Annotated in this window: 13 protein-coding genes and 1 tRNA gene; 12 read left to right on the top strand and 2 right to left on the bottom strand. The window is 42.3% G+C overall.

Going from position 1 to position 14,146, the window contains the following annotated elements; genetic code table 11:
• Nucleotides 1-8: 8 nt before the first annotated feature.
• Nucleotides 9-704 (bottom strand): sigma-70 family RNA polymerase sigma factor, encoded by a 696-nt coding sequence (locus TOL2_RS23275; RefSeq protein WP_014955617.1) that lies wholly within the window; start codon nt 702-704, stop codon nt 9-11.
• Nucleotides 705-849: 145 nt separating this feature from the next.
• Between TOL2_RS23275 and TOL2_RS00510 the strand changes: the two genes are divergently transcribed.
• Together TOL2_RS00510 and TOL2_RS23270 are read left to right on the top strand one after the other, a co-directional pair.
• On the top strand, nt 850-3,039 hold the full coding sequence (locus tag TOL2_RS00510; protein WP_014955616.1) for a DUF4384 domain-containing protein: 2,190 nt from the start codon (nt 850-852) through the stop codon (nt 3,037-3,039).
• A 97-nt stretch (nt 3,040-3,136) separates the two neighbouring features.
• The gene (locus TOL2_RS23270) at nt 3,137-3,718 is read left to right on the top strand and encodes an OmpA family protein (RefSeq protein ID WP_014955615.1); all 582 of its coding nucleotides are present in this window, start codon (nt 3,137-3,139) and stop codon (nt 3,716-3,718) included.
• Between the two features lie 89 nt (nt 3,719-3,807).
• Here TOL2_RS23270 and TOL2_RS00500 read toward each other — a convergent pair.
• Nucleotides 3,808-3,883: transfer RNA gene (locus TOL2_RS00500), tRNA-Val, on the bottom strand.
• Between the two features lie 386 nt (nt 3,884-4,269).
• Here TOL2_RS00500 and TOL2_RS23265 point away from each other — a divergent pair.
• From TOL2_RS23265 to TOL2_RS00450, 10 genes are all read left to right on the top strand, one after another.
• Nucleotides 4,270-5,994 carry an SUMF1/EgtB/PvdO family nonheme iron enzyme gene (locus TOL2_RS23265; protein ID WP_148278025.1) on the top strand — a complete coding sequence of 575 codons (1,725 nt, stop codon included), beginning with the start codon at nt 4,270-4,272 and terminating at the stop codon, nt 5,992-5,994.
• Between the two features lie 85 nt (nt 5,995-6,079).
• The gene (locus tag TOL2_RS00490) at nt 6,080-6,607 is read left to right on the top strand and encodes a hypothetical protein (RefSeq protein WP_014955613.1); all 528 of its coding nucleotides are present in this window, start codon (nt 6,080-6,082) and stop codon (nt 6,605-6,607) included.
• Between the two features lie 27 nt (nt 6,608-6,634).
• Nucleotides 6,635-7,690, top strand: coding sequence for a hypothetical protein (locus TOL2_RS00485; RefSeq protein WP_014955612.1), 1,056 nt, complete (start codon nt 6,635-6,637; stop codon nt 7,688-7,690).
• Between the two features lie 15 nt (nt 7,691-7,705).
• Nucleotides 7,706-8,440, top strand: a complete 735-nt coding sequence (locus TOL2_RS00480) for a hypothetical protein (protein WP_014955611.1) — start codon at nt 7,706-7,708, stop codon at nt 8,438-8,440.
• The gene (locus tag TOL2_RS00475) at nt 8,424-9,599 is read left to right on the top strand and encodes a hypothetical protein (protein ID WP_041279164.1); all 1,176 of its coding nucleotides are present in this window, start codon (nt 8,424-8,426) and stop codon (nt 9,597-9,599) included. The genes TOL2_RS00480 and TOL2_RS00475 overlap by 17 nt, the downstream gene beginning before the upstream one ends.
• 14 nt (nt 9,600-9,613) lie before the next feature.
• Nucleotides 9,614-10,183, top strand: coding sequence for a hypothetical protein (locus TOL2_RS00470; RefSeq protein WP_014955609.1), 570 nt, complete (start codon nt 9,614-9,616; stop codon nt 10,181-10,183).
• Nucleotides 10,180-10,629, top strand: a complete 450-nt coding sequence (locus TOL2_RS00465; protein WP_014955608.1) for a hypothetical protein — start codon at nt 10,180-10,182, stop codon at nt 10,627-10,629. The genes TOL2_RS00470 and TOL2_RS00465 overlap by 4 nt, the downstream gene beginning before the upstream one ends.
• Complete coding sequence (locus TOL2_RS23260; protein WP_014955607.1) at nt 10,626-11,489, top strand: lytic transglycosylase domain-containing protein; 864 nt, start codon at nt 10,626-10,628, stop codon at nt 11,487-11,489. The genes TOL2_RS00465 and TOL2_RS23260 overlap by 4 nt, the downstream gene beginning before the upstream one ends.
• Nucleotides 11,490-11,567: 78 nt before the next feature.
• Entirely contained in the window at nt 11,568-12,749 is a 1,182-nt protein-coding gene (locus TOL2_RS00455; RefSeq protein WP_014955606.1) for a hypothetical protein, read from the top strand.
• Between the two features lie 98 nt (nt 12,750-12,847).
• Complete coding sequence (locus TOL2_RS00450) at nt 12,848-13,951, top strand: hypothetical protein (protein ID WP_014955605.1); 1,104 nt, start codon at nt 12,848-12,850, stop codon at nt 13,949-13,951.
• Nucleotides 13,952-14,146: the final 195 nt, after the last annotated feature.

Below are 14,146 nucleotides of genomic sequence, written 5' to 3'. Positions count from 1 at the left end.
CCCAATCTTTAATTGGTTAAGTCCCATCCTTTTTTTTCAAGACAGGATTTCATGCTTTGTTGTGCGTTGATCTGTTTTTGCCGGGCTTTTTCAATTGAAAAGCCAAGGCGCTCTCCCACCATTTTCAAGGTCATTTCCTCCAGCTGCCTTGCCATGAAAACAAGCCGTTCCGTGTCATCGTCTATTTGGTCCAGGCATTGTTTAAAAGTGTGTGCAAAATCCTTGTTCAACACTTTTTCTTCAATGGTGTCTGTTGATCTTAAATCGAACCAATTGCTTGTACCAGGATTTGCATCTGCGGATATCACATGGCTTGACAGGCTCTCTGTTTTTAAAACCTCTTCATCAGTCCAGCCCAGTTTTTGCGCAACAGTTTCAGGATCAGGTGGTATATTTTTGTCCAGCAGGGCCTTTCTTGCCTGCTCCAGCTGTTTTGCCTTTTTTCTTTTTGCATGCGGCAACCGGATTATGGGGCTTTTTCTTATTGCATCCATGATTTCACCATTAATCCTGATGTCGGCATAGGCATCAAACGGGACGCCTTTTTCTTTTTTAAAGCCTTTTTTTGCTTTTAAAAGTCCGATGATGCCGTAATGAAACAGATCCTCTACAGTAAAAACACCCATCTCACCTTTGGGACAATATATTCGGTATAGTTTAAAAGCAATTTTTTTAACAAGCCTTTCGTTTTCTTCTGTCAGCAACAAAAATTTCCTTCTGAATATACATATCGAACAATTAAATTTTTTTTCTGAAAAAAACTTGTAATTTACCTCTACCCGGTATAGGTGCATTCATAGTCATAAGTACAATGATTTGTCAAACAAGAAGCTTTAAAGGCAGCTAAATATGAGAAAAATAAAATTTTCTGTGTGCGTGGGTTTACTCTTTTTGTCCATTGTTTTATCGTCCTGCATTACAACACAGACACATGTTGCAGGAAAAAATTCGTCTTTATCTGCTGCATCAAAACAGATTGTTTTTAACATAAACTCCCTGTTTGATGTTACATCAAGCCATATTCAAATCAGTGCTAATAATTTCTGGGAAAAAGACACCCTGCTGAATTTACCTTTTTCATCTGTGCTGGCCGAAGCCCTGGCATCTGAATTTTCAAAATCAGGTGCTATTCTCAGTGTTCAGGACACAGGCGAAAAACCCTTGAGAGCCATGGGATCTTACAGGGTTGCTGGAAATGATGTGTGGATCACGGTCCGGCTCAGATGCATGGGAGAGGCAGCAAGCACAGATCTTGCGGTTGTGGAAGGCCGCATCAGCAGAAAAAACATGGACCCGAGATGGCTTGAACCTGAATTTGAACGAATCTCCCGATCCCTGGTCCGGCTGCTGGAGCTGAATTACAGCGGCATGATGTCTCTTCAGATCAAAACTCCGCCTTTTCAGCCAGTCAACCCGTTGCAACCCGAGCTTGCCCTTGGAGATGAACTTGCAAAATACATGAAAGATGCATTTGCCGCTTCATTAGTTTTCCGGGATGCCGGAGATTCTCCGGAACAGACTAATGCCGTTTTAAAGGGCGATTATTCAGAAATGGGCCATGCCATGGTATTCCATGTGTCGATTCTGGACAAGAATACGGGCAGACATCTTGCCGGTGCAAAGATTTTGACCGACATTCAAAGTATTCCGGAACAAATGTTACAACCAAAGATTCAATCCCTTGATGATCTTACTCAAACGGTTTCGCAATTGATAATAGAAGAAGCTATTAACAAAAAAAAGATTATTAACGAAGCAATAGGCAAAAACAATCGACAGGATTTAACAAATCCAACCAACAGGGTTTATATCGGCAGGCATAATTTCCATGATGCCGGTTTGAACGCTATTACACCGCTGGGTCTCAGGATTTTTGAAAACTTAAAATCCATTTTTGGAAAAAACCGTTTTTTCTCCGTCACAGACGACCCGTCAGCCCATGCAGACTTGATCCTTTCCGGTCAATATGTACAAGATCATGAAGCAATGGTCCTGTCCCTGGATCTGAACCGGTTGGAAAAAAGTTCCTATGGATGCCGCAAAACCATCATTGCCTCTGCCCAGGCAAAGATGGGGCTTCAATTTTGCCGCACAACATGGTTTAAGGCAAATTTAAAAGGACATATAAACTTTTTAATGTACCGCCTGGAAAACGAGGCTATGGCAAAGCGGCCCTGCCGCAACAGAACTGATGTGGTGATCAATAAATTCAAGCTGGAAAACAAACAGAGATATTCATTGTTCAGTGATTATTTAAATGATTGTTTCCTGGATTATTTTGCATCTTCTCTGTATTTTTCGCCGGTCACCCATACGCAAAAGATAGTGACCCGATCGTTAACCAGGAGAACCAGAACCATTGTGGCAACAAAAAATCCGGAAGCAACCATTGCATCCGTGGCAAAGGTTTCACATTTTATCAGCGGCAGTTTCTGGCCCAAAGACAACGGCACCATAGAAATTAAGACAACGCTTGAAAATATTGACGGAAAAATTCTGGCTGCTGAGCAGACAATAGTAAAAGCCGCTGATATTGACAGCGACTGGCTGAACCCTCTGGAACCGGAAATTATTCTGCCGCCAACTGCCGAGCTTTTTGTTGAGCTGTTCACACAAAAAGGCAGAAACAATCTGTCCTTTAGAAAAGGAGAAGAGATCATTTTTTTTGCAAAGGCCAATAAGCCGGTCTACATCAAGATTTTTACATCAGATGCACAACAGCAAGTGTTCAGAATTTATCCCAATGAGTTTGCGAAAAAATCCCTGCTGTTCAGGGCCGGAGAGGTGACATCCATCCCCGGCGCTCAATATGCAGCCGATTTTAAGTTTGAGGTACAGGGCAAAACCGGCAACGAACAGGTGGTGGCCTTTGCATCGGATCGCCCCCTGCCGGATCTGCCCGGTTCAAAAGATGCGGTTTATGGTATGAAACAAATTAATCTGAGCATAAACGAAATAGCTGACTGGTTTACTGATTATGCACGCAAAAGAGGGATAGCTTTGTCATGGGATTTACTGCCTGTTTTGACGAAAGAGTAATCATGAATAATTTTTCATAGCCAAAATATCGTTTATAATTGTTAAGCTTGCATGCAAAATTAACAAAACATAATAAAAAAACATGGAGAGAAACAAAATGATTCAAAAAACAGCTCTATTGGTTTGGGTTGCCTTTTTAGTATCGACCTCTTTTTTGTGGGCTGATGAAGTTCGGTTTCAAACCACGAGCGATGAGATGGTAAAAGAGCTGACCCGGCCACCGGTGAAATATCGAAGCTTTACCTCAAAAAAGCGGACTATCGCCGTGGCCGAAAGGATCAACAATAAAATGGAAAAAACCATTGTGGTGGTTGATGAAAACCTGGATGTCCCAAAGCTAAAAATTAGAATAGAATTTGATTATGATTCTTCTGCCTTGAAAAAATCGTCCTATACTCTTTTAAAGGAAGTTGGAACGGCATTGATGTCAAATGCGATCAAAGACAAAACCATCATGATCAACGGGCATACGGATTCTGACGGAACACAGGCGTATAATCTAAAACTGAGTTTTGACCGGGCCGACTCTGTTAAAGCCTATCTGATTGCCGCTTTCAATCTTCCCGAAAACAAGCTGCAGATAAGAGGGTATGGAGAATTGCTGCCTCTGAAACCCAATACAAGCACTGACAATAAACAGATCAATCGACGTGTTGAATTTGAAATTGTTAATCGGTAAAAAGAAAAATATTATGCTTTTTATCACACATATAAGAGTTAGGTATCAAAAAAGGCTCACAGTTAAAAACTGTGAGCCTTTGATTTTTATGGTAGGCACGAGCAGACTTGAACTGCTGACTTCTACCGTGTCGAGGTAGCACTCTACCAACTGAGTTACGCGCCTGAACAACTGTTATGTATTACCAAAAACCTTTGGGTATGTCAAGAAAAACGTGTACGACTTATGCATAAAATATTTTAAAAGTTTGCCGTATGAATTTTTAATTCTCAACGATTAATCATGTATTTTATTGCTCAAGTTTTATGTACTTTATGTAACACTGTTACATTTATTTCATAGAATACCCACCATAATTGCTTGTAATTTTTGCCAGACAATCTTTTGAGGTGAAAAGCCACAGGTATGGTTTTTGCTATTTTATATAGCAAGAACCTATATTTATCTGGTCATCCTCTTTGTTTATCTTGAATTCAGTTTTGTTTAAATACCTTGAAGCAGATTTTTATCCACTGGAAAAGCGGAAGAAAGATCATATTCAGGAGCAGGCAATGATTCAAAAAATGATATTTTTTGCAGTGCTGCTGCTGTTTGCCGCAAATATTACCATGGCAACAACCGGCAAGCGCACAGCGCTTGTGATCGGGAACAGCACCTACCGGTCCGGCCCTTTGAAAAATTCTGTGAATGATGCCGTTGCCATGGCCCATGTATTAAAAAGGCTTGGCTTTGATGTGATTTTAAAAACAGATGTCCCTAAAAAAGTCATGCTGAAATCTTTTCGTGAATTTAGCAAAAAATTATTACGGTCTGAGATAGGTCTGTTCTATTTTGCAGGGCACGGGATGCAGATCAACGGGATAAATTATTTGATTCCTGTCCATACAACTATCCGGGAAGAATCAGAAGTGGAGTTTGAGGCTGTTGCTGTCGGCAGGCTTCTTGCCAAGATGAAACGAGCGGGAAATCCTTTGAACATTGTTATCCTGGATGCCTGCCGGGACAATCCGTTTAAACAAAGTTTTCGAAATTTCCAAAAAGGATTTGTCCAAATGAATGCTCCTTTGGGCACGGTGATTGCTTATGCCACATCTCCCGGATCTGTGGCAGCTGACGGGGACGGCAGGAACGGGACTTATACTGAAGCCTTGTTAAAAAATTTTCAGAACCCAAATCTGGATATCCAGAAGATGTTCAACCAAACAGGGCTGGATGTGATGAAAAAAACAAACAAACAACAGGTGCCATGGGTGTCGACAACCCCGTTTCCCGACTATTTTCTTGCCGGGAAAGCTTTGCCTCCATCATCCGAATCATCCGACAAGAGCCATGTTAAGTTCAAACCGGTTCAAAAACCCCTGGTCAATAAACCTGTGACCAATAAACCTGCCAAACCGGAACCAGGTGACACTTGGACAGATCCGGTTCTGGGCATGGAATTTGTCCGGGTGCCGGGCGGATGTTTTAAAATGGGACAGACCAAAGCTGAAAAACAGTACCTGATCAAAGAGGCGGGGCAAGATATGTACAGCAGATATTGCATGGATGAACTTCCTCTGCACAAAGTCTGTGTGGACGGGTTTTGGATGGCAAAGACCGAGGTGACCCGGGGGCAGTTCAAACAATTTGTTAAAGAGACCGGTTACAGGACAGATGCTGACAAAAAAGGCAAGGCCTGGATCAAAAACAAGCACACAAACTGGATTTGGAAAGAAGAGATAGGCTATAATTGGAAAAAACCAGGCTTCAGCCAGACAGATATTCATCCTGTTGTCTGTGTCTCCTGGAATGATGCCAAGGTTTTCATAAACTGGCTGAACCAAAAATCAGAGCAAAAATTTTCCCTGCCAACAGAAGCCCAATGGGAATATGCAGCCCGTGGCGGGACAAAGTTCATGCGCTTCTGGGGGGACTCTGATTCCCAGGCGTGCAACTATGCCAATGTAGCGGATAAAGGAAGCGGCTGGGACCCTTCATTTGCGTGCAGTGACGGATATCAGTTCACAGCACCTGTGGGAACATACCTGCCCAATCCCTTTGGTCTGTTTGATATGCTGGGCAATGCCTGGGAATGGTGTGAGGATGTTTATGATAAAAATGCTTATTCAAAACATGATCATAACAATCCATTCATAACATCCGGGAGCGCCTTTCGCGTTGATCGCGGCGGCAGCTGGGATTACCTGCCCAAGTTTTTGCGGGCTGCTTACCGGCGCAGGGATTTGACCGATTACCGGGACAGCTTCCTGGGATTCCGGCTAACAATTAACAATTAATTATTTTTTTTTCAGAAAATCAAAATTTTCCTTCGATATAGATTTCAAAAGGCAGAGAAACTTATCAACAAAAGGAGGAAAATAAATGATTAGTCAAAAACATCGTATACTGCTTGCCCTGTTCCTGGTCATAATTTTATTTGTTGCCCAGGGATGTCTGAGAAAAACACAAACCATTGAACTTATGCAAACACCTAAACAGACGATTTCCTGCAGCCAGGCTCTATCCATGGGGCAAAATGAAATTTCAGGCGATGAACTGGCCTTGGTTCTGGATCAGGCCTTGTTTGAAAATGATTTGCCCTGCTGGAAGCGCCTGATGAAAAAATCATTGATCCAGAGCCGTCCTATTCCCATGAACCACCTTGCCAAAGCGGTTCATGAGTTTAATGCAAATGAGAGTGAAAATGAGTTTTCCCTGGCCACCTACACCTATTTTCTCGGGATCATCAGGGGCGGCAAATCCTACCGGGAAAACGATCAACGCCTGATGAAGGCCTATGTCGGTTTTGAAATCAAAAAAGCCAAAACAAAGCATGATGCAAGATTAAAAAGAGCCATGCGTGTGTGCAAGCGGCTTGATACGGATCTGTACCGAAAATTTTTCTTATAATCTTAGCGTTTGCGAAAGGAGAGCGTGATGATATCACACAGAGTGTTAAATGCAGTATTTATTTTCCTTGTTGCCATAATATTGACGTTGGCCCAGTTGATCGGCAATGCCGATGTTAAGGCGGCTGACAGGGCTGTTCAGATTGCAAAACAGTCACGGGACAGGATTGAGAGCAGCGGGTCTCTTTTAAAAGAATCTTCCCGGACAATGTTTTCCGAGTTTGCCGTCCGGACCGGTGAACTTCAAAAATTGCTGGATACCCGGGAAAGACTTGAAAAAGCCGGTATGCTGTCAAAAGATGATCCAGAGGGAAAAACAAGGAGGGCCAATATAAATGCCCGGATTATTCTGGAAGTCGGGAAACTCAAAGATGTGTGTGATCAAAACATTGATCCACTTCTCTTGTCCCTGGAGTCATTTGACAGTGCCATTGCAGAGTCCATCGTCGATACCCAGGCCACCCGGTCCATCAACGACAACCATGAACTGAACATTAAAAATTATAAAAAAACAGAACTTGCACGCTTTAACCAGGCCGCTGCGACTGCAGAAAATCTTCTTGACCGGATCAGAACAGCGGATGATCCAATGATGAAAAAACGGTTGCTGGCCAAATACAACCGGGTTAAAAACCGGATCAGGCAGATTAAGCAAAGAAGAGTTCTGTATGAATCAAGGCTGAAGATTGCTGCCATGAATCAGAGGTTGTCTGAAAAAACCCGTGAAAAAATCCGGGAACACGGGGAAAATATTCCCCAAAAATTTATCAATGTGATTTCCAATTTAAATTATGCATTTAATAAAATTATTCCTGTTGCAGAAACCGGGGGCACGGGTTTTGCCGATTCTCTTTCAAGTATAGGATTTTCAAATCTTAAAGAGCTTTCCAATACACTTGATATTGTTTCTGCTTCCACGGACAAACTGGACGGGGTGTTAAACGACATGGTCAATGATGTGCTGGAGGGGCTGGACGGAATCAAAACCGTTGATGATGATAATGTGACCACGGGAGGTGCCATCAGTTATGAAAAAGAGATTGAATTTATTGGCAAAGAACGGGCAGCCTGGTCCCAAGGGTGATAAAGGAGGAAAAAAATGAAAAAAAATAATGTTATGACAATTATGGTCCATATCATCAGCCTGACAGTTCTGGTGTCAGCCAACAGCTTTGGTCAGTCGCTGTTCAAAGCGTATACTGAAACCTCGCAACAGGATCTTGCACAGGAAACTCAACAGATGTCCGAACAGATCATAAAAAAATTTAATCCTCAGTCCATGGCATCCACTCAGCAGAAAATCTATTTTTACGAATATTTTTCAAATTTAAAGAAACTTGTGTTGTACGGAACAAAACTTGCAACTTATGCCGAGTATGAGCAGGATCTTGCTTTTGCAAAAAAAAACGAGGTGTTCAAAGGACTGCCTGAAAAACATGCAGCAGGAAAAACAGGTAACCCGTCTGATTTTAACAGAACCGGGTTTGTAAATGAAAAATATAAGATGATGCAAACCAATATCAAGGATGAAATTGATACATATAAAGACCTTATTCAAAGCAGCCTTGATTCTTGCGAACACCTGTCCCTGTATGATCTGAACCCATCTTCCATGAACGCGAAAAATACGGACCGAATCCAATATTATTTTCAAACCTCAGAATCCTATAAAGCCTATCTTGAAAAACAAGACAAACTTGCAGCAGCATGGCCCCTGCTTGCGCAAAGAATTAAAAAACAAACAGATATGTGGCAGGAAAAAGGTCTGGAGCCAGAAGACCCTGTCATTGATCGAAGCATAACAAAGGCAATCAGCAATGACGGCGCTGTTTAAGCATAATACAGGAAGGCTGAAAGTCACAAGGATTGCTCTTTTTGTCTTTCTTGTACTGCTGACAGGTGTGTCCATTGTTTATAAAATGGGAAGGTCTGCAGATCAGGTGCTTGTTACGATTGAGCATGTGTTTGAACCTTCAAAGCCGCAACCCCTGCCGGACTCAAAATCAGAGTCAGAGCCTGTTACAATAACCAAACCCGTTAAACAACCCGGGCCTTTGTCTGAACCTGTGTCGGAGCCTGAACCGGTGGTGAAGCCTATGAATAAAGTCACACCTTCTGCAACACCAAAACCTTTGGCCCAACTTCAGGAAAAACAGGCACCTCTTGAGCAACAGCCTCTAGAGGCAAAACCTGTAAAACCGGTAGAAGCAAAACAGATAGAACTAAAACAAGTAAAAGCAAAACAAAATGAGTCAAAAGGATCTGATAAAAACGCTTTAACTAAAGATAAAGCATTTGCTGTGATGCTCGAGAACAGAGATATGCCGATTGCCTCGGGTGAGACTCAGGCAGTATTGGATGACAAGATGATGAAACACAGATCACAAAAAGATCGGTTAACCCTGCCATCCAAAGAATATTTTGATGCCTATAACCAATGGCAGGCCCAGGGACAAAGCCTGGATAAAGATAAAAAACCGGTCCCGTTGAGAATTCAGCATCTTGAAAAGGCATATGATTTGTTTCAAATGAAGGTTGTGGCCTTTAAAAACAAGATGCCCCATACGGATCTGGGTGACGGATCAAGAGTGGCGGGTCCGTCCTTGTCGGAATTTTCCACGACCTGCTTTGTGGTAGCCAATCCCTGGGAAAAATGGGGACAAGCGCTTGAAGAATCAGGGTTTAATAAAAAAGATGATGTTCAGGTCCGTTATTATACCTATGAATTTGTCAGAAACGCCATATATGCCCGGGCCATGACGGCATTTGAATGGAGCCTTGAAAAAAAGGGCCTGCCACTGACAACCGATCCGTCCAGGGCGGATGTATTGGGGGATGTCTATGCTGTTCACAAAGACGGGGGCGGCAGATTTGGTGTATTTGTTCCCAGACGCGTTGATTTTCAATCGCAAGACTCAGTAAAAATTGATCCCATGGCCTGTTTTAAAGGTCAAAAAGATATTGAGGCTCTTGTTAAGGCAGGACTTTTATAGAATAGGATATGCCCATGGATTTTATAAAATGGTTTCTTGAAAATTTCGGAGTATTCTTTGGAATGGTGTTCCTGGGATACCTGTTTTTAATGATCCGCCGCATTGTGGTGCTGTATGACTACTTGCGGCATGTACCCAACGATGAAATTCAGGCCCTGTCCTTTCTGGGTTCTTTGTTTGACCGGCTTGAGCAGACAGAACGCGAAAAAAAAGAGGTGGTGCCGTTTGTCGTGGATGCGATCTGGGCGGAGATAGACTGCCGGATCATGGTTCATTTCCAGGCAATTTCAGGCTATATCAGCACCCTTATCCTGATCGGGTTTGCAGGCACCATTTTCGGGTCTATTGGGGCGTTTAACGAAATGTTCCAGGGGCTTGCAACCGGCAAGGCTGCGTCCCTGGTTTTTGCCGCGTCCTGGAACAAAGGGCTTTCAACGGCATTGTATACCTCGCTTGGTGCGGCCGGTATTGGCGGGGTGGTACTGACGCTGATCGGCTCAAGGTTTTTACTGACCCGGGCCAAACGATTTGAGGCAATGGTCAGCCTTAAAATTTGTCGCATACTTGGAGGAGACAGATCATGAGACGACGGCAATCAATCAACATATCCCTTGCAGCAGGTGATCCGGGTAAAGATCTGTTTGCCTACCTTTTTTTGCTGATCATGGTGTTCTCTTTTATGCTGCTCATGTCGCTTGAACAGCCAGGGTCAGCCCAGGCCGCACCTGATCAGAAAAAGAGGGGCGGATCAACATTTTCCAAAGTGGCAAAACAGAGGTTGGCAACCCTTGAAAACAGGGACTCAAAAATCTATCTGCGGTTTGGAAAAGATATCTATGACCCGCAGACAGATCTTAAACGGCTGGAACAGGACAAAAGAATTGTTATAAAAAAACAAGGCAAAACAATTCAAAAGGTTTTGTACATCAAGAAGACCAAAGATAACGGCATTTCTTTGTCTCAATATCTTGAAACATTTAAATCCTTTTCCGATCATAATATCTCCATTGCCTTTGCGGTGACAATATGATGAAAAACGTATTAAATTATCTGATTATTTTTTTTCTTGCCATTTGTGGTGCAGGATATGCCAATGAAGATCCCTGGTTTCAATTACAGGAAAAATTTCATGCCAGGGATATTGAATCTGTCTCAAAACCTGTTTCACCGGCGAGTTCAGAATCAATTCCAGAATCAATTCCAGAACCGGTTTCAGAATCAATTCCAGAACCGGTTTCAGGCCAGGTTTCAGATTTGATCTTAGATGATGACGATCCATGGAAAAAATTAAGAGCGGTTTTCCTTCCTTTTTCCGCTGAGGAAGAAAAACAGGCTCCTGTTGATCCCCTGGCTGCCAAAACCATGGCCCAAAAAATTTCTCTTCGATTGGATCAGTATGAGGTTCACATTGAAAAAGCCGCTCAAATATTTGATATCCCCAAAGCAATCATTCAAGCGGTGATCATGGCCGAGTCAGGCGGTGATTCTTTGGCAAAGGCTGGCACAACCTCTGCAAAAGGGTTGATGCAGACCATTGATTCAACGTTTAAGATGGCGAAAAAAGCCCTTGAAAAACAAGGAATTTACATTCCAGACACCCCGTTTGACCCTGGCGCATCAATCATGGCCGGATCATGGTATCTGGACAGGATGTATAAAAAGGCGCTCACAGATCAAAAGATGAAAATTGCGGCAAGGCAGGATATTTCTTCATGGCGATATCCGCTTGAATATTACTATGCAGGTCCCGGCAACGGTGCAAAGCCAAAAAATAAAATTTTTGTTTTCTCCAATGGAACAAAAAGAATTATTGATAAGCGGGCCTATTCAAAAAAAATCCAAACCTGGGCGAAAATCCTTGAAGAAAAACAAACAATCATTGTCAAATGACATTTGTTTTTGTACTTGTAACATACAAAAAATAAGTAAACTTTTGTTCCTCAATCATACGGAGTCAAATTCATAAGAATGAAAAAATTCACAATTAATATTGCGATGCCGCTTTTTTTGCTGCTGGTGTTGATTTTTACCGGTTGTAGCCAGCCTGTGATCAAGCCCCAACTAAAGTCTGAATTTGATCAAAAAATAGACCGGCTTATTCTTGAAACTGTTTCAAATTGCAGAACAAAAATTTCGCAGAATGCCCCTGTTGCAATTGTTTCAAAGGCTTTATTAGAGGGAAAAAATTACACCCGCCTGGATGAAATGATGGTTCAGCGAATGGAAACCCGGCTTGCATCGGACAGGGAAATAATAAACCTTTCACGGGAGAACTGGTTTGAGCTTCGCGAATCAAAACCGTTTTCTTTAAACGGGCATCCATCAGCACATGCTGATTTTCTTGACGGTTTCATTGTTTTTATTGTTGATGTCGAACCTGATGAAATTTTTGAACAGATAAAGGTTTCCATCACTGCAAAAGATGCAGAATCAAGGAAGCTTTCCGGTGTAAAAGGACAGACAATGCTGAACTATGATGAAGCCAGTCCTGGAACCCTGCTTTTGAAGACATCTGCCAAATCCAATCCACTTCCCTTGGGGCTTAAAGAAAATCCTTATGGGTCTATGGAGCAATTGTGTTACAGCATGGCATCCGAGCTGTCATTTGCATTGAAAAGGGGGATTAATTTTGGAAAACAGATCGCATCTGATGATGAAATCCAGGTGGTGTTATGTTCAAACAGTTTCAAAAGCACGAATCCCATGTTTAAAACCGCTTTAATCCAAGAGTTGCAGCAGGCACTTGTCTCCATGGACGGCATGACCTGTGCGGTCAGCCGGGAAGATGTCGGCCCTGTTTTTAAACAGATTGATTTTTATCAAAGAAACAATCATCTTTTTGAAATAGACAATGAAAAATTTAAACCGGGCTCCGTACTCTTGATGGCACAAACCAAGTCCAAACCTTATACCACCATGAAACAAGTTGCACTCCGGGCGGTCTGGCGGGTGAGTCCGCTAACGGATAAAAACGGAGGATTTGTGCCTCAAAACATTTCCGGCACCTATGTTTCCGGGTTTACATCCAGGGCCTGGTTTAACGGTGAAATTCCCCTGGTTTTAAAAAACAAAGAGTATATCCCTCAAAGGATACCGAACAAAATGCATACGTCCCCTTATCATACATTGCCTGATAAGGGGTTTGATTGAAAACAACTGTTTCTTGGAAAACAAATTTATTTGTTCGATAATGCATTTAGAAAAATAAAATGAATTAAACTATAAATTAACACCACCCGGAGGAAGGTATGGAAAAGGAAAAAAGGCAACGAACCATGTTCATCATTCTGCTTACAGCTGTTTTTGTTATGTTGGGTGCCTTATCAGTCCAGGCGAAATTAAGAACCAGAATCGCGGTGTTGCCGTTTTATGTGGAGCAGGGAAATGATGCTGATACCAGAGACATCGATTTAGGACTGCACTATCGGAGAATGTCAGGGTTTATTGAGAATCAACTGGTTGGTCATGATTTTGAAGTTATTGATCCTTTTGCAAAAGATGCGTCGGAAAAAGAGTTGAACCGAATCATGGAAAAAACAATAGAAGATTCCATGCTGGTGGCAAAAGATATGTGCCAAAAGTATGCAGTGGATGCGGTGTATATTGTCTGGCTGAAAATCAAGACAAGAAAAACATCTGACGGTTATTACAAGGCATCTGCAATGCTGGACGGCAAAGGATATGACAGCGGGGGAAGGTCTTTGGGTGCAAATGTCTTGAAAACTTTTAAGGTAACAAGAAGAGACTTTGATGAAGCCGTTGCCATTGTTGAAAAAGAGGTTGGCGATGTTGTTGGCAGGACGTTGACCAACTGGAGCGGAACAGCACAGTCCCAGTTCATAAAGAGAGCAAGTGGCGGATCTGGTAACGGCAATGGCCTTCTTGCGAGAAATGCTCAAAAACAGGCAAAATATTTAAATATAAGACTGGACCAGGCCAATGAATATGAGCTTATTGAGGTATTCGGCAAAATACTAAATACAGTCCGAGGTGTAATGGATACCAGAAGATATAATCAGAGAATCGTTAGAGATAATCCCCAGGCCTGTGTCACCGAATGGGAAGTGGAAATTAATCCCAATACCACAGATCCCTTCCGCCTTCAGTCGAATATCATGAAAATGGTGAACGACATTCTTGATGCCGGCGGCACCATACGAATCAACAATGTTCCCTATCGATATTCTCCCTCTGAAATGAAGCTGATGATGGGTTTTTTTCCAGGTGAAGCCACGTCAAGATCCATTCAGTTTATTATTAATAGAGAAAGGGTCAGGGACAGAGAGTTTAAGGGCCGATATGACCCTGAAAGAGCGACTCAATATTCCACTCACGATCAAATTTTTGAGTAATACCCATGGCAAATTGATTTACAACAAAAAAAAGCGTGTTCATAACTTGTTTGAAACCGCAAACATCAAGATTGATTCTATCGTATCTGATTTATTCGGTGTTACAGGCCGAAATTTGATTTCTTTGTTTCTAAAACTTACGAATACCCAGATACAATGTATCAAGATCAATTGAGAAAAATACCGGGATCTGCT

This window comes from Desulfobacula toluolica Tol2 (assembly GCF_000307105.1).
Lineage (GTDB): Bacteria > Desulfobacterota > Desulfobacteria > Desulfobacterales > Desulfobacteraceae > Desulfobacula > Desulfobacula toluolica.
The sequence above is the reverse complement of the archived record's forward strand: the minus strand, read 5'-3'. Positions and strand labels throughout refer to the sequence as shown.